The following is a 16,802-nucleotide window of genomic DNA, read 5'->3' as shown; positions in this document are numbered from 1 at the left end:
TTTAAATCAAACCTGTTCATTTAATTAATGATATAAAAAAAGCACAATCACATGATATATAACATTAAGTTTGATATCACATGATTATACTCTTATCTAACATTGGTCAATTATTTTATATATTAATAAATGCTCGTATGTTCTATTGAATATTGTTCAATACGTGTTTTAACGAAATTCATAAATCTACCAGCCTGTAAGCCATCTAAGATACGGTGATCAATTGAAATACATAAATTGACCATATTACGAATAGCTATCATATCATCAATAACAACTGGTTTTTTAATAACTGATTCAATTTGTAGTATCGCCGCTTGAGGGTGATTGATGATACCCATTGATGAAACTGAACCAAATGTTCCAGTATTATTTACAGTGAATGTTCCACCTTGCATATCTTCTGAGCGTAATTTTTTATTTCTAGCTTTTTGTGCTAACTCATTTATTTCTCTAGCAATACCTTTAATTGATTTTTCATCAGCATTTTTAATCACTGGCACATATAATTTATCTTCATCTGCCACAGCAATCGAGATATTCACATCTTTATGCATAACGATTTCTGAATCTTGCCAACTACTATTAAGTAATGGATATGCTTTTAATCCTTCAGCCACAGCTTTAACGAAGAATGCGAAAAATGTTAAGTTGTAACCTTCACTTTCTTTAAAACTTTGCTTATGATAATTTCGCGTTTTTACTAAGTTAGTGGCATCTGCTTCTACCATCATCCATGCATGTGGTATTTCATTTACACTATTGACCATATTTTGCGCGATTTGTTTACGAACGCCATTTACAGGTATAGATGAACCAGGTGATGGTTCATTATATACTGCTTGTTTAGAAACTTTAGGCGAATCTTTAGGTGAAATGATATTAGAAGACGTTTTACTTGTACCTTCTTTGATTGCTTTTTCAATATCTTTTTTAGTTACACGACCTTCGAAACCAGTACCAACAACTTGCGATAAATCGATATCATTTTCAGAAGCTAATTTAAATACAACTGGAGAATAACGACCATTATTTTTAGCTTCACTACTTTGAGCATTAGCAGATTGATTTGTTAATTCACTATCCTGATGATCTTTTTCAATATCTTCATTTGATGTATTATCTTGTGTTTCTGATTCTGTCTCATTTTCAGTGGCAGTTTCAAGTGTTTGGTCGTCTGCATCTAATATGCAAATGACTTCGTCAACAGCAACAGTAGTACCTTCATTTACGATTATTTCACGAATTGTGCCGGCGTATGATGAAGGTACTTCTGCAGTTACTTTATCAGTAATAACTTCGCATAGTGGATCATATTCTTCAACTTTATCGCCTACTGAAACTAACCACTGTTCTATTGTGCCTTCATGCACACTTTCACCGAGTTTAGGCATTTTTATTTCCATTATAGTGCCTCCTTAGAATTCTGCGAGTTCACGCATTTTAATTTTTATCTTATCTGGATTAATCATAAACTCATCTTCAAGTGGTGGTGCGAATGGCATAGAAGGAACATCAGGTCCAGCAAGTCTCATAATTGGTGCGTCTAAATCGAATAAACAATTTTCTGCAATAATGGCAGCAACTTCAGAAATGACACTACCTTCAAGATTATCTTCAGTAACTAACAACACTTTACCAGTTAATTTGGCTCTTTCAATAATCGTTTCTTTATCTAATGGATACACTGTACGTAAATCAACTACTTCAACATTGATATCATCTTCAGCAAGCATATCAGCTGCTTGAATACAATAATTCACACAAAGTCCATAAGTGAATACTGTAATATCATCACCTTCACGTTTAACATCAGCTTTACCAATTGGCACCATATAATAAGATTCAGGGACTTCCTCTTTTAATAACCGATAAGCTTTTTTGTGTTCGAAATATAACACTGGGTCATTAGACTCTATTGATGACAGTAAAAGCCCTTTTGCATCGTAAGGTGTAGAAGGAATTACGATTGTTAGACCAGGTGTGTTAGCAAAAATAGATTCGACACTTTGTGAATGATAAAGCGCACCGTGTATGCCACCACCAAATGGAGAGCGAATCGTAATCGGACAATGCCAATCATTATTTGAACGGTATCTCATTTTTGCAGCTTCACTCATAATTTGATTTGTGGCTGGTAAAATATATTCAGCGAATTGAATCTCTGCAACTGGTCGTTTACCTAACATCGCCGCGCCAATACTAGTACCAACAATATTAGATTCTGCAAGTGGTGTATCTAAAACACGTGCTTCACCATATTTTTGTTGTAAACCTAAAGTAACACCAAATACACCGCCTTTTTTACCAACATCTTCACCTAAGACGAATACGTCATCATCCTTAGCCATGGCTTGATCTAATCCTTGTTGAATTGCTTCTAAATAGCTTAATTTAGGCATTGATTGAGCTCCCTTCTTCGTAAACGTGAGTGTAAGTTTCTTCTGGAGATGGATAAGGTGCTTTTTCAGCCTCTTTTGTTGCTTGGTTTACGATTTCTTTATGTTCCGTTTCGATTTTTTCTAACCATGCTTCATCGATAATACCTTCTTCAAGCAGAAATGTTTTAAATTTGAGGTTACAGTCTAAAGATTTTAAACCATCTCGTTCTTCTTGAGTACGATACTTGTCATCATCATCTGATGAGTGCGCAGTCATTCTAGTACACATAGCTTCAATAAGTGTTGAACCTTCACCATTCAATGCACGTTCACGCGCTTCTTTCATCACTTTGTACATTGCAATGGGATCATTACCGTCAACATGTTCCCCGTGCATACCATAACCAATGGCACGGTCAGATAATTTTTCAGCACCATATTGCAAAGAATCAGGAACAGATATGGCATATTTATTATTTTCTATTACACAAATAAAAGGAAGATTGTGGACACCAGCAAAGTTAAGGCCTTCATGAAAATCACCTTGGTTCGAACTACCTTCACCAACCGTTGCCATTGCAATATTTGGTTTTTTATCCATTTTTAAAGCTAACGCTGCACCTACAGCATGTACAATTTGTGTCCCAACAGGTGAACTCTGTGATAATATACCTTTTTCTCTTTTCCCAAAATGAGAAGGCATTTGTTTACCACCAGAGTTTATATCATCACGTTTACCAAATGCAGCCAACATTGAGTCTAATGCTGTCATACCCATATAAGTTACAAATGCTAAGTCTCTGTAATAAGGTGAAGATATATCACCTTCACGCATAGCATATGCCATCCCAATTTGAGTAGCTTCTTGTCCTTGACAACTAATGACAAATGGAATCTTCCCTGCGCGATTTAATAACCACATGCGCTCATCTATTTTACGACCTAAGTCCATCCATTTATACATCGTTTGTAAGTCGGACGCTTCAAGTCCAACCGATTTATAATCAAACATCTTATTTCCTCCTTAATTAAACGTGAATCGATCTGTTTTCAACTTTTAAGCCTAGTTCCATTAACACTTCTGAAAGTGATGGATGGGCATGTGTTGTTAATCCAAGTTCTAAAGTTGATCCATTCATAAATTGCAACAATGACACTTCGTTAATTAATTCTGTTACTTGAGGCCCAATCATATTTAAGCCAAGTACAGTATCATTATCTTGATCGATTACGATTTCACAAAAGCCATTTTGATTTGTAACATTTTCAATAACTGCCTTACCAATCGCTTTAAACGGCACTTTAATAGCTTTTGCATTTAAGTTATTCGCTTTTGCTTGTTCTAGATTTTGTCCCATACTCGCTACTTCAGGTTGTGTGTACACACATTTTGGCATCTTATTATAATCCAATGATAAAGGTGATTTATCAAACATATGTTCAATTGCTGTAGTACCTTCTTTAGAACCTACATGAGCAAGTTGTAACTTTCCAATGCAATCACCTGCTGCATATATATGTTTGTCCTCTGTTTGTTGGAATTCATTGACGATAATATGATTGCTATTAGACAATTTTATTTTTGTGTTATTTAAGCCAATATCTTCAGTATTTGGTTTGCGACCAATTGCCACTAAAGCTTTTTCAAAATGAGTGACTTCTTCATTTAATTTAATATCAATACTTGTTGCTTCAATTGTAATTTGCGATTCAGTAAGTTGTGTATTTTCATAAAACGAAACACCGCGTTGTGTTAATTCTTTCTTTAATGTATTGGCAATTGATTTACTTTCAGTAGGTAAAATACGTTCTCCTGCTTCGATGACTGTTATGTCTACTCCCAAATCAGTCATTAAAGACGCAAATTCTAAACCTATAACACCCCCGCCAATAATGGCTAGTGATTTAGGTAACGCTTCTAATTTTAAGATGTCATCACTAGATAAGACAATTTTATGATCAAACGGCAAAAATGGTAAGTCCATTGGTTGTGATCCAGTAGCGATAAGTACATTGTTATTAGGTATTAATTCTGATTCACCATTTTCAAATTCTACAGATACTGTACCACTTTGAGGTGAAAATATAGAAGGGCCTAATATACGGCCAACGCCATTAAACACATCAATTTTATTATGTTCCATCAAATGTGTTACACCATTAAACATCTGATTGACGATATCATTTTTTCTTGATTGCATCTGAGAAAAGTTAACTCTAAAGTTATCCACATCCACACCATAATCAGTAGCATTGGATATTGTCCTCATAACTTCTGCGGATTTTAATAATGCTTTTGTCGGTATGCATCCTTTATGTAAACAAGTTCCACCTAAAAGCGATTGCTCTACAAGTGCCACTTTTTTTCCTAGCTGTGATGCTCTAATTGCAGATACATAACCTGCAGTGCCTCCACCTAGTATCACTAAATCATATTTTTCTTCTGACATTTTTTTGCTCCTAACTATAAACCTCAGCAATTTCAGCTATTGTTAATACTATTCATGTACCTATTGCCATAGTTGCCTTTGCGCTGTAACCTGGATAAATAGGTTCTATTGTAATCCAAGAAACTAAGATTTTAAATTTTTCTAAACCCTGTTCTTTAAATTTTAATGCTTCATGTAAACCATTCGACTCATTTCAGCTTAATACGCCTATGTAACTCCATGTAATGATTTTCACCTTTTGACTCACTCATATATCGAAAATATATTAATTATATGGCTTAGATACTTATTCAGTTGATTAGTAGTATTCAATCAATTGTTTAGAACACACTAATGAAACCACCTTTTTACTTAAAAAGTGATTCATTTCTTTAAGTGTAAAATTGTAATTGTATCATCTGGTTTTTGAACATTCCCGCTACATACATTTAAAAGTCATGTACTAGATAATTAATCATCGTTATCGAATATATTTTCAATTTTTTATGAACCAACTGTAATACAATTTCAAAAAAGTATGTCAATAATAGTGATATCAAGATTAAATCTTTAAATAAACATTACCTTTTAATCAAGCAAACACTTTTGAAATTAATACGTGAAAATGTCGGCATTCTTTTCCCTAAGATGTCTTCCTATCGTTATAATCATTAATGCCTCAATTACTATAAGCGCATCGGTAAAAAACATCATTAATGAACATCTAAAACCATAAATAATAATACCACTCAGTTTCGCTACATGTACACCATATTTAAAAATTTTAGGCGAATGATCAACTTGCGTTAAATAGAATGTCAGGACGTCCCCATATCATAAACACAACTGTAATTTAATTTTTAATGTTATACGGAATACCTTGGTTCATTTAAAGTGAAAATATTGATTAATGCTACATGAATTCAAGTTTTAAGTTTTCAAAACTACGGTAATATTAACCAATTTATGATATCCATTTATATTTTACATCAATTAAAGGCATTATAAAATTAATAACCTATCCCGAAAAATATAATATGACACTTCAATAGAAAAATTACGTTAGTTTAACACTTTTAGCGCTAAAAGTAAGGAGTCTAATTTATTTTGCTTTGTATCTGAACGAGATGTTAATACGATTGGAAATTTTGCCCCTAATATTAAACTTGCAACGCGTGCTTCTCCGAAATAAGTAAATGATTTATACAATGCATTACCAACATCAATATGTGAAACGAGTAATGCGTCGGTGTCTCCTGCAACCGACGATTTAATATTTTTCTTAATCACGTTTTGCATACTAATTGCATTTTCAAATACAAAAGGACCATCAACGAATAAAAATTCCGATTGTTTCCGACTGAAAATTTGCTTTAATTTCACAGCATCCAAAGAAGATTGTATTTTTTTAATTGGTTTTTCTACAGACGAAAGCAAGGCAATTTTAAATTTTTCATAACCTAGTGACATTGCAAATTTTGATAAATTATTAATTATTTGTTTCTTCTCTTCAATTGTAGGACTAATATTAAAAGCTGAATCGCTCAGCATAAGCGTTTTGTGATAATTAGGGATGTGAAAACATGCTACGTGATTTAAAAAACCATGATAATCAACAAAATTTTTATTGCCTAATACAAATGTTAATAAAGTTGAAGACACAATATTTCCCTTCATTAATAAAGACGCTTTACCAGTAGCTAAATCATGTGCACACTGTTGAAATAATTTGTTCTCATCCTCAAATGTTAGGATATGAATTCTATTTAATCTTTGTACTTCGACGTCAAATGATCGGATAATTTCGGTAGGGTCTTGCGTATCATAGAGATAAACATCAATATCTGTTAGCGATAATGCATCTATAACTACAGATAACATTTTTTCATCGTTGGCAAATAAAATGGCAACATCACCTTTAACACTTTTTTAGGCTCAATTAAATGTTGATATTGCATGAAAATCAACACCTTTCTTATTTTATAAAAATAATTTTTATAAAATAAGAAATTACATTTTGCTTATTCACGTAAACGTTGGTTTTGCTCAATCATTTCTTTCGCATTTTGACGTGTGAGTTCTGTAACGCTTGCGCCAGATATCATCCTTGCTATTTCCGTTACACGTTCATCGCCAGATAATTGTTGTACATGTGTAGTTGTACGGTCATCTGTAGTGTCTTTGCTTATAAATAGATGGTGGTCACTCATCGTTGCTACTTGTGGTAAATGTGAAATACATATAACTTGAATATAAGTAGCTAAGTCTTTCATTTTTTCTGCCATTTTTTGTGCAGCTTTACCAGAAACGCCAGAATCAACCTCATCAAATAATATTGCTGTTTGACCTCTTGCTTTGACAAAAATGGTTTTAAGCGCCAACATAATTCTAGATAATTCGCCTCCAGATGCGATTTTGTTTAAACTTTTAAGTGGCTCACCTTTATTAGGACTAATTAAAAATTCAACAAATTCAATACCTTCACGGTTTGGAACATCTAGTGGTTTGAATGAAATTTCTAGGTTAGCATCTTTCATTTGTAAGTTTTGAATTTCTTCTACAATATGATTTCTTAATGTTTGTGCAACACTACGTCGCTCTTTAGATAATTGTTCACCTAATTTAATTACTTTATCGTATAAAGTATCAATTTCTTGTCTTAATTGAGAGGTACTTTCTTCATAATTCTCAATTTTATCAATTTCATTAGCCAGTTTACTTTGGTAAGTAATAAGTTCACTAATATCCTTGCCATATTTTCTTTTCAAATCATTGAGTACATTCATTCTAGACTCTAGTTCATTTAAATATTGTTCATCAAACTCTGTATTCGTTAATTCATCATATAACTGATGTTTAGCGTCTTCTAAGGTGTAATAAAATTGATCCACCTCTTCTTTCAATGAATCATATTTTTCAGGTAATATATGACTAATTGATTGTAATTGATTACTTAATTCATATAATCGATCTGTTATTGCATGTTCATCAGTTAATGTGAGGTGTGCATTATTTAATGCTAAGTTTAGGTTTTCAGAATTTTGTATACGTTTAATATCAGTTTCGAGTTGCTTAACTTCACCTTCAACCAAATTTGCTTCTTGTAATTCTTCATGTTGAAATTTCAACAAATCTAAACGTTGTAATAAAGCCTGGTCCGCAGACTCTAAATCTTCTAGTTCTTTCTTTTTGGCTTTGTACTGGTCAAAAGTAGCCACATACGAATTTAGTAATTTCTTATATTTGTCTTCAGCATAATTATCAAGAAGTTGCAGATGATATTTTTGTTTTAATAGTGTCTGTGTTTCGTGCTGACCGTGAATATCTAGTAATTCTTGCATAATCTTACGTAAATCTTGTAGAGTTACGATTTGATTATTAACTCTGCACATACTCTTGCCAGTACTGAAAATTTCTCTTTTTACTAGAAGAAAATCTTCGTCGATATCAATATCTAGAGCTTCTAATATAGAAATTGCTTCCTTGCTCTCATCAATATCAAAAATACCTTCAATAATAGCTTTTTTTTCACCATGTCGTACATAGTTAGATGAAGCACGCATGCCAATTAATTGACCAATTGCATCAATTATAATTGATTTACCAGCACCTGTTTCACCACTTAGGACAGTTAATCCATCACCAAAATGAACTTCGAGTTCATCAATAATTGCAAATTGTTTTATAGATAGCGTTTGGAGCATCCTTTTAACACTTCCTTATACTTATAATAAATTAAAGATGCGTGTTTTAATCTTCTCGCTTGCAGCATCATCTCGACATATAATTAAACAAGTATCGTCACCACAAATTGTACCTAATACATCTTCCCAATCGATTTGGTCTAATATTGCACCAATAGATTGCGCATTACCTGGTAGTGTTTTTAATACTAATAAATTACCGGTTCCATCAATATTTACAAATGAGTCAATTAAATAACGACCCAATTTTTCTAAAGGATGATATTTTCTATCATTTGGTAAACTATAAACATATTGCCCCGCTGGCGTGGGAACTTTTATAAGTTGTAGTTCTTTAATGTCTCTAGAAACGGTCGCTTGGGTAACATTTAATTCATATTCATTTAATCGCTTTACTAATTCATCTTGTGTTTCAATTTTTTCATTTGAAATTATTTCTCTTATTTTTATATGTCTTACCGATTTTTTAGCCATATATAGCACCTCTATAAACGAATATTTATACATTGATTTTACCACAAGCCATAGCATTCGACTACTAAAGACGGTTTGTAATTTTACTTACTTAAATGGATATTCCGTTGTAATTATAGTCTTGACAATACTTTTTCAGTGATTCTAAATATGAAGCATTTCAATCATGACTTATATCATATTATGCGTATGCTGAATATTTATTGAATAGTACAAAACTAAATAAAACAAGGAAATAAAAAAACGGAGACCGTTATTTTTCGTTGTGATGAATATAATTCGGAGTCAGCGACATTACGATAATCACATTATTGATTATTACTATAAATTAAAAAGCAGCCTCATGAGAAAACTCATAAGACTGCCATGGTAGCTTGTATGAATCGCTTGTTAAAAACAATTCATTATTTAGTTACCAATAATAAGCAATATGACTATCAAATGTCCCCACATTAAAATAATCATAATTACAAATATAGATTAACACCTTATTTAAAAATATTAAATCATAAGGTTTATTTAGTATACTTAATTTACTATATAACCAGTTGACTAATCGTAGGAAAGAGTCTGAAACATCCATTTTTGTCCCAGACTCTTAAATAAATACATTTGATTTTATGATTCACGATTATTAAAAAGTTCTATAATATAAACTAAATTGTCAGTATTATATTGTTTTGGTAATTGATTTAAACATTTGTAAGCTTTGTCTGTATGATGTTTCAATTTGTCTTCAGCCCCTTGTTGGCCTAAAAGTGAAACATAGGTACTTTTATCATTTTCAATATCACTACCGACAGCTTTACCAAGTTTTGCTTCATCACCATAAATATCTAATAAATCATCTTTGATTTGGAACATTAATCCCAAATGTTCACTATATGATTCTAAAGCATTGGAAACTTCATTTTCTGGTTCAGCAATATCGACTGCTGCCATGACTGCAAATTTTAATAGTGCACCTGTTTTTGCATTATGAATTTTCTCTAAAGTGTCTAGATCAATATTTGTTTCTGCACCTTCGCTTTGCATATCAAGCGTTTGACCACCTACCATACCCAGATGGCCACTAGCAAAGGATAAACGTTTAATTAATTTAACTTTAGCAACATCATTAAGTGAATCATCGTTTACAATCATATCAAATGCTTTAGTTAGTAATGCATCACCTGCTAGTATTGCTTTCCACTCTCCAAATACTTTATGGTTTGTTAATTTACCTCTACGATAATCATCATTATCCATTGGTGGTAAATCATCATGTATTAATGAATATGTGTGTATCATTTCTAGTGCAAGTGCTGATGAAAATCCTTTTTTATACTGATCTGTTAACATTTCTAAAGTTAACAGTAATAATACAGGTCTTATGCGTTTACCACCTGCTTCTAGTGAATAACGCATACTTTCTTCTAGATTAGTATTTAGTTTTGAATTTGGAATTGTTTCAGATAACAATTGATTAACTTCTTCAGTTAAATGTTCCATTTTTTTATTCATCATCACTATCTACCTTCTCAGTATCGTCATTATTGTCAGTATTTTCATCAGACATCAATTCATTTACTTTTTTCTCAGCATCTTTTAATGTTTCATCACAAGTAGCCGATAATTTCATACCACGTTGATATAGGTTTAAAGATTCTTCTAAAGAAACATTTTCATTGTCTAATTTTTGAACGATTGTTTCTAGTTCTTTCATCATTTCTTCAAAACTTTGTGTATTACTATTACTCATCATTACACCTTACTTTCTTTACTTGTGCATCAACAAAGCCATCTTTCATTGTTAACACAATATTATCATTTTCAGCCAAGTCTTTCGTACTGGTAATAACTTTATCATCCTTATTTACGATTGTATAACCACGCAACATAGTATTAGTAGGACTTAAATTATTAAGATTTTCTAGTTTTCTAGCAAGATTGTTTTTTTGATTATCAAGTAAATTATGCATGACTTTACTTAATTCAACACGTTTTTGATTATTTGTTAATTGGTCTCTTTTAATACGTTGTTTAAACGTTTTTAAATTGAAATTGTTAAAGAGTAACTGTAATTGTTGTTGCTGATTTTTAATTTTCAAATTCAAAGACAACTTAAGTTGTTTCTCAAGATCATCACGTTTTTGTATTTGTTGATCATAAAGTAGTGAAGGCGTTTGGAATTTATAATAAGATGCAACATGTTCCAAATGTTTTCGTTTTTGCTGCATATATTGTTTGATAAATCGAGTCAATGATAAATTAGCTTGCTGTAAATATTGACGTAATTCATATTGGTCCGGCGTAGCCAATACTGCTGCTTGAGTTGGTGTTGCTGCTCTTACATCTGCCACAAAATCACTTAATGTAAAATCAGTTTCATGTCCTACTGCGGAAATAATCGGTGTTTGACAATTATAGATGGCTTTAACGACATCTTCTTCATTGAAATTCCATAAATCCTCGATAGAGCCTCCGCCACGACCGATAATAATTGTATCAACATTCAAAGCATCAGCTTGATTAATTTTTTCAATAATGTCGCTTTTAGCTTGTTCTCCTTGAACAAGTGTATTGATCTGAACTTGTTCTGCTAACGGATACCTACTATTAATAGTCGTATGAATATCTCGTATTGCAGCGCCAGTTCCGGCTGTTAGCACAGCTATTTTTTGGGGGAATTTAGGTATCACTTTCTTATGATTTTGATCAAAAAAGCCTTCTTTAGTTAATTTCTTTTTTAACTGCTCTAATTTTTGATAAAGATTACCTATTCCATCCATATGCATTTTATTAACATATATTTGATAATTACCACGACGTTCATAGACAGAAACACGTGCTTCTAATAGCACTTCGTCCCCTTCTTTAGGTTCAAAATCAATTTTTGATGCATTTCCTTTAAACATCATTGCACTGATGACACTGTTTTTATCTTTTACATTAAAATACAGATGTCCACTACTATGCTTTTTAAAATTAGATAATTCGCCTTTAATCAATACGGATTGTAAATGAGGATCTTGATCAAATTTATATTTAATATATTTAGTTAACGAAGTTACACTTAAATATTCTGACATGTTATATCACTCTTCTATTCAATATTGCTCAATACACCGTTTATAAATTTGTAATGATCATCATCACTGAATTGTTTTGCTAATTCAACAGCTTCATTGATAATTACTTTTTGTGGTGTTGAACTATGTAACATTTCAAATGTAGACATTCTTAAGATAATTCGATCAGATTTTAACAATCGTGCTAAAGTCCAGTCCTTTAAATGAGGTTGGATTTTTTCATCTAGCACAACTTCGTGATCTTTAACACCAGTTACTAACCAACTGATGAATTCGAATTCTAAATCTGGATTATCATCTTTAATAAAACTGATTGCTTCTTCAATTGTTAAATCGCTATTTTTCATTTCAAGTTGAAATAGAGTTTGAAAGGCTTGCGTTCTGGATTCTTTTCGACTCATTATAAACTCCTTCAAGCATAGTATTATAGTAAACCATTAACGAAAAGAGATGCTTAAAATAGAAGCAATCGCTTTTCGCAAAATGAATTTAAAGTAAATTTGCTTTTATAATTTTAATTTATTGGTTCTATATGTGTAATATGAATATTGATTTGACTAGGTTCAATTGTTGTCATCGTCGTTAACGAATTATAAATAGCTTGTTGAATTTTTTTAGCAGTTTCCGATATATTGATACCATACGCTAATGAACAATATACATCGATATAGATGCCTTCATCATTTGTATCTACTTTAACACCGCGACTAAGCTGTTTTTTGCTAATGTTTTCAATGCTGCCTTTTTTTAATTCTTTAAAATGCCCTTGTATACCTTTTACTTCTGAAGTGGCAATACTAGCTATGACTGTTAATACCTCGGGTGCTATTTCTATTTTACCTAATTGGGAATGTGAGGTTTCTGAAACTTTGACCATGTCAATTACCTCCTATTTAGATTGATCATCCATAATATTATGTGTTTCTAAAAACTTCGTATTAAATACGCCGCTTCTAAAAATATCATTATTTAGTAAACGAATATGGAATGGGATTGTTGTATCAATGCCAAGAACAAGATACTCACCTAGTGCGCGTAAACCTGTCATAATTGCTTCTTCTCGTGTTGGTTCATGAACAATGAGTTTCGCTACCATAGAATCATAATAAGGTGGAATCGTATAATTAGTATAACAAGCTGATTCAATTCTCACACCAAAACCGCCTGGAGCTAAATATTGAGTGATTTGACCTGGAGAAGGCATGAAATTTTTATATGGATTTTCAGCATTGATTCTGAATTCCATTGCATGTCCCTCGATTTTAATATCTTTTTGTTTGAAAGGAAGTTTTTCACCCATTGCAACCTTCAATTGTAGTTTAACTAAGTCTACACCCGTAACCATCTCTGTAACTGGATGTTCAACTTGAATTCGCGTGTTCATTTCCATAAAATAAAAGTCATTCGTATCTAAGTCATAAATGAATTCTATCGTCCCAGCATTTTCATAATTTACGGCTTTTGCTGCTCTGACTGCTGCATTTCCCATTTCTTGGCGTTTTTCTTCGGTAAGTATCGGTGAAGGAGCTTCCTCAACTAATTTTTGCATTCTTCGTTGAATTGTACAGTCACGCTCACCTAAATGTACAACATTACCAAAGCTATCACCCATAATTTGTATTTCAATATGACGGAAATTTTCAATGAATTTTTCTAGATATAAGCCATTATTGCCAAATGCGGTTTCTGCTTCTTGTTGTGTCATTTTAAAACCAGTTTCAAGTTCTTTTTCGTCACGTGCCACTCTAATCCCTTTACCACCGCCACCAGCAGTTGCTTTAATGATTACTGGATAGCCAATTTCAGTAGCGATTTTTTTAGCTTCATTGATATCTTGAACTAACCCCTCGCTACCAGGAACTACAGGTACTTCTGCACGTTTCATTTCTTCTTTAGCTACATCTTTAATCCCCATTTTTTGAATTGATTCATAGCTAGGTCCAATAAATTTTAACTGGCATGCTTCACATAATTCTGCGAAATCTCCATTTTCTGCTAAAAACCCGTACCCTGGATGAACACCGTCGCATCCAGTAGAAGTTGCTATTGATAAAATGTTTGGGATGTTTAAGTAAGAATCTTTAGATTGAGTTGGGCCAACGCAATATGCTTCATCAGCAATTTGAGTATGTAGTGCGTCTTTATCTCCTTCAGAGTATATTGCCACTGTTTGCAATCCAAGTTCATGACATGCACGAATAATTCTTACTGCAATTTCTCCTCTATTTGCTATTAAAATTTTATTCATTATTTCACCTTAAATAACGGTTGGCCATACTCTACCATTTGACCGTCTTCTACTAAAATTTCTGCAATTTCCCCAGTTACTTCGGCTTGAATTTCATTAAATAATTTCATCGCTTCTAATATACAGACAGTTGATTCGTTTGTAACAGAATCACCAACTTGTACGTAAGCACTTTCTTCTGGTGATGGCGATTTATAAAATGTACCTACCATTGGCGCATTAATAGTTTGTAGGTTATCGTCAGTTGTACTTGCATCGCTAGTAGTTTCTTCTGTACTACCTGTAGCTACTGGATTTGATGCTACACCTTGTTGCGGCGCTAATTGTTGCATCGGTTGTTGTGAAATTTGTGGTGTAATGATTTCAGTTTCTTTTTCTTTTTTTAAATTAACAACATTGCCCTTGTCTTCTATATTAATTTCAGTCAAACTTGATTGATCAAGAATTTCAATTAATTCTTTAATTTCTTTAAAATTCATAAATACTGACTCCTTCAGATTGTTTTCATTTACCTAGTTTATTTTACTTTAGAGATATGCTCAATTCAAGCATATACATACTTTCTATATTAAACTGATTCACTTTTGTAGTGTTCCATATAACTATACCTTATTTCAAAAGTAAACTATTAGTGCAATTTTAAATAATATTATTTGATTCTATCTATTTTAACATAATAAAAACCTTTCCAAAGTATAGCGCATTGGAAAGGTTTTTTTAAATGTAATTTCGATAAGTAAATACAAAATTAAACTATTATGCTCTTGAGATGTAACTACCGTCACCAGTATTAATCACAAGTACATCGCCTTCATTTACAAATAAAGGTACATTTAACGTATACCCTGTTTCTACTGTTGCTGATTTAGTTGCACCATTTGCAGTATCACCTTTGATACCAGGTTCTGTTTCAGTTACAGTAAGTTCAACTGTTTTAGGTAATTCAACACCTAATGTTTCATTTTCATAAGACTGAATTTGAACTTCCATATTAGCTTTTAAGAAGTTAAGTTCATATTCTAAATAGTCAGCTGGTAATTCTGTTTGTTCAAACGTTTGATTATCCATGAAAACATGTGTATCACCATCTGCATATAAATACTGCATACGACGGTTTTCAATTAAAGCAGTTTCTACTTTCTCTCCGCCTCTAAATGTTTTCTCCTGGATTGCACCCGTTCTTAGATTACGTAACTTAGAACGTACAAAAGCAGAACCTTTGCCTGGTTTTACGTGTTGGAAATCTAATACTTTCCAAATACCATTATCTACTGATATTGTTAAGCCTGTTTTAAAATCATTAACCGAAATCATTCAGTTTCCTCCTCGATTATAAGGTCTTCTATAAAATAATAAGGTTTTTAGAGCATTTAGTAAAGCGTTCACAGCCATTTTCTTTAATTAAAATGTCATCTTCTATACGAACGCCACCTAGACCATCTATATAAATGCCAGGTTCAATTGTAACACAATTATTGACGTCTAATTCAGTTTCAGATTTTCTAGAAAGATTGGGACCTTCGTGAACATCTAACCCTATACCGTGACCTAACGAATGTCCAAAGGCATCTCCATACCCTTTTTCCGTAATGTAATCTCTTGCTACTGCATCTAGAGCTTTACCTGTAATGCCTTTTTTAGCTGCTTCTATTCCTTTTAAGTTCGCTTCTAAAACAATATTGTAGATTTCTTTAAGTTGTGGGTCTGGCTCACCGATTGCAAATGTTCGTGTAATGTCTGAACTATAGCCCTTGTAATAAGCACCAAAATCTAAGGTGATCATTTCACCATGATTAATTACTTTATCGCTAGCTACACCATGTGGTAAAGCTCCTCTTACGCCTGAAGCGACTATGGTATCAAACGATGTCCCTTCTGCGCCTAATTCTAACATTTTACTTTCTAACTTTGCTTTTAGTTGCTGTTCCGTCATACCAGCTTTTGCAACAGTTAATATATACTCAAATGTTTCATCAACAATGTCTGAAGCTTTTTGTATTAGCTGAATTTCTGCTTCATTTTTTACTTCACGAATTTTTTCAATTACACCACTAATACTAATTAAACTAATGTAGGCTTTACTCAATTGTAAGTAAGTATCATAACTAACTAGATTACCTTCAAATCCGACATTTTGCACACTTAAGTTTTCAAGTTGTTGCTTTATTTCATCAATTAAGGAACCTTGTTGTTTGATGATTTTAAAATCTGGTGCTTGCGCAGTGGCTTGCTCTATGTATCTAAAGTCAGTAATTAATAAATTTTGTTCTTTCGTTATTATTAATGCACCACTTGTACCTGTGAAACCGGATAAATATCTTCTGTTAAAATCTGATAATATGACTGCTGCTTCTAAATGTTTTGTTTCTAAGGCAGAATTTAATTTTTCAATTCTAGTCATCTTTCTTCCTCCTATTTAATAAATTTGTACATTTTCCATTTATACATTAAAATGATAGCATAATTATTATATAAATTTATAGTTTTTGAATTAG

General features: G+C 32.3%; 16 protein-coding genes and 1 pseudogene. 1 reads left to right on the top strand and 16 read right to left on the bottom strand.

Features of this window, described 5'->3' with window-relative positions; genetic code table 11:
• Positions 1–122 precede the first annotated feature (122 nt).
• From ACM6UH_RS07500 to ahrC, 7 genes are all read right to left on the bottom strand, one after another.
• Positions 123–1,406: a dihydrolipoamide acetyltransferase family protein gene (locus tag ACM6UH_RS07500; RefSeq protein WP_011303045.1), complete on the bottom strand. Its 1,284-nt coding sequence runs from the start codon at positions 1,404–1,406 to the stop codon at positions 123–125.
• A gap of 12 nt (positions 1,407–1,418) precedes the next feature.
• The gene (locus ACM6UH_RS07495) at positions 1,419–2,402 is read right to left on the bottom strand and encodes an alpha-ketoacid dehydrogenase subunit beta (protein WP_433911947.1); all 984 of its coding nucleotides are present in this window, start codon (positions 2,400–2,402) and stop codon (positions 1,419–1,421) included.
• A complete protein-coding gene (locus tag ACM6UH_RS07490) occupies positions 2,395–3,393 on the bottom strand; it encodes a thiamine pyrophosphate-dependent dehydrogenase E1 component subunit alpha (RefSeq protein ID WP_011303044.1) in 999 nt (332 codons plus the stop codon). Before ACM6UH_RS07490 ends, ACM6UH_RS07495 begins: the two co-directional genes overlap by 8 nt.
• A gap of 16 nt (positions 3,394–3,409) precedes the next feature.
• Entirely contained in the window at positions 3,410–4,831 is a 1,422-nt protein-coding gene (lpdA, locus tag ACM6UH_RS07485) for a dihydrolipoyl dehydrogenase (RefSeq protein ID WP_069793605.1), read from the bottom strand.
• 1,041 nt (positions 4,832–5,872) lie between these two features.
• A complete protein-coding gene (locus ACM6UH_RS07480; protein ID WP_129319394.1) occupies positions 5,873–6,691 on the bottom strand; it encodes a phosphate acyltransferase in 819 nt (272 codons plus the stop codon).
• Between the two features lie 140 nt (positions 6,692–6,831).
• Positions 6,832–8,514, bottom strand: coding sequence for a DNA repair protein RecN (gene recN / locus ACM6UH_RS07475; RefSeq protein ID WP_011303041.1), 1,683 nt, complete (start codon positions 8,512–8,514; stop codon positions 6,832–6,834).
• A gap of 21 nt (positions 8,515–8,535) precedes the next feature.
• A complete protein-coding gene (gene ahrC, locus ACM6UH_RS07470; protein WP_011303040.1) occupies positions 8,536–8,988 on the bottom strand; it encodes a transcriptional regulator AhrC/ArgR in 453 nt (150 codons plus the stop codon).
• A 225-nt stretch (positions 8,989–9,213) separates the two neighbouring features.
• Here ahrC and ACM6UH_RS07465 point away from each other — a divergent pair.
• Positions 9,214–9,444, top strand: a pseudogene (locus ACM6UH_RS07465) (IS110 family transposase); the annotation flags it as partial.
• Between the two features lie 162 nt (positions 9,445–9,606).
• On the opposite strand, the gene ACM6UH_RS07460 reads toward ACM6UH_RS07465, so the two are convergent.
• From ACM6UH_RS07460 to ACM6UH_RS07420, 9 genes are all read right to left on the bottom strand, one after another.
• Positions 9,607–10,494, bottom strand: a complete 888-nt coding sequence (locus tag ACM6UH_RS07460) for a polyprenyl synthetase family protein (RefSeq protein WP_011303039.1) — start codon at positions 10,492–10,494, stop codon at positions 9,607–9,609.
• The gene (locus ACM6UH_RS07455; RefSeq protein ID WP_002483207.1) at positions 10,484–10,729 is read right to left on the bottom strand and encodes an exodeoxyribonuclease VII small subunit; all 246 of its coding nucleotides are present in this window, start codon (positions 10,727–10,729) and stop codon (positions 10,484–10,486) included. The genes ACM6UH_RS07460 and ACM6UH_RS07455 overlap by 11 nt, the downstream gene beginning before the upstream one ends.
• Entirely contained in the window at positions 10,722–12,059 is a 1,338-nt protein-coding gene (gene xseA, locus ACM6UH_RS07450) for an exodeoxyribonuclease VII large subunit (RefSeq protein WP_047503891.1), read from the bottom strand. Before xseA ends, ACM6UH_RS07455 begins: the two co-directional genes overlap by 8 nt.
• Before the next feature lie 14 nt (positions 12,060–12,073).
• Positions 12,074–12,460, bottom strand: a complete 387-nt coding sequence (nusB, locus tag ACM6UH_RS07445; protein WP_011303036.1) for a transcription antitermination factor NusB — start codon at positions 12,458–12,460, stop codon at positions 12,074–12,076.
• Between the two features lie 113 nt (positions 12,461–12,573).
• Positions 12,574–12,936, bottom strand: a complete 363-nt coding sequence (locus ACM6UH_RS07440) for an Asp23/Gls24 family envelope stress response protein (RefSeq protein ID WP_002483204.1) — start codon at positions 12,934–12,936, stop codon at positions 12,574–12,576.
• Between the two features lie 12 nt (positions 12,937–12,948).
• Entirely contained in the window at positions 12,949–14,307 is a 1,359-nt protein-coding gene (gene accC, locus ACM6UH_RS07435; RefSeq protein ID WP_002483203.1) for an acetyl-CoA carboxylase biotin carboxylase subunit, read from the bottom strand.
• The gene (gene accB, locus ACM6UH_RS07430; RefSeq protein WP_002483202.1) at positions 14,307–14,786 is read right to left on the bottom strand and encodes an acetyl-CoA carboxylase biotin carboxyl carrier protein; all 480 of its coding nucleotides are present in this window, start codon (positions 14,784–14,786) and stop codon (positions 14,307–14,309) included. The genes accC and accB overlap by 1 nt, the downstream gene beginning before the upstream one ends.
• A 277-nt stretch (positions 14,787–15,063) precedes the next feature.
• Positions 15,064–15,621, bottom strand: coding sequence for an elongation factor P (gene efp / locus ACM6UH_RS07425; RefSeq protein WP_002483201.1), 558 nt, complete (start codon positions 15,619–15,621; stop codon positions 15,064–15,066).
• A gap of 28 nt (positions 15,622–15,649) precedes the next feature.
• The gene (locus tag ACM6UH_RS07420) at positions 15,650–16,708 is read right to left on the bottom strand and encodes a M24 family metallopeptidase (protein WP_011303034.1); all 1,059 of its coding nucleotides are present in this window, start codon (positions 16,706–16,708) and stop codon (positions 15,650–15,652) included.
• Positions 16,709–16,802: the final 94 nt, after the last annotated feature.

This window comes from Staphylococcus sp. LKG4-2, from assembly GCF_050955665.1.
In the GTDB taxonomy this organism is placed as follows: domain Bacteria; phylum Bacillota; class Bacilli; order Staphylococcales; family Staphylococcaceae; genus Staphylococcus; species Staphylococcus saprophyticus.
The sequence above is the reverse complement of the archived record's forward strand: the minus strand, read 5'-3'. Positions and strand labels throughout refer to the sequence as shown.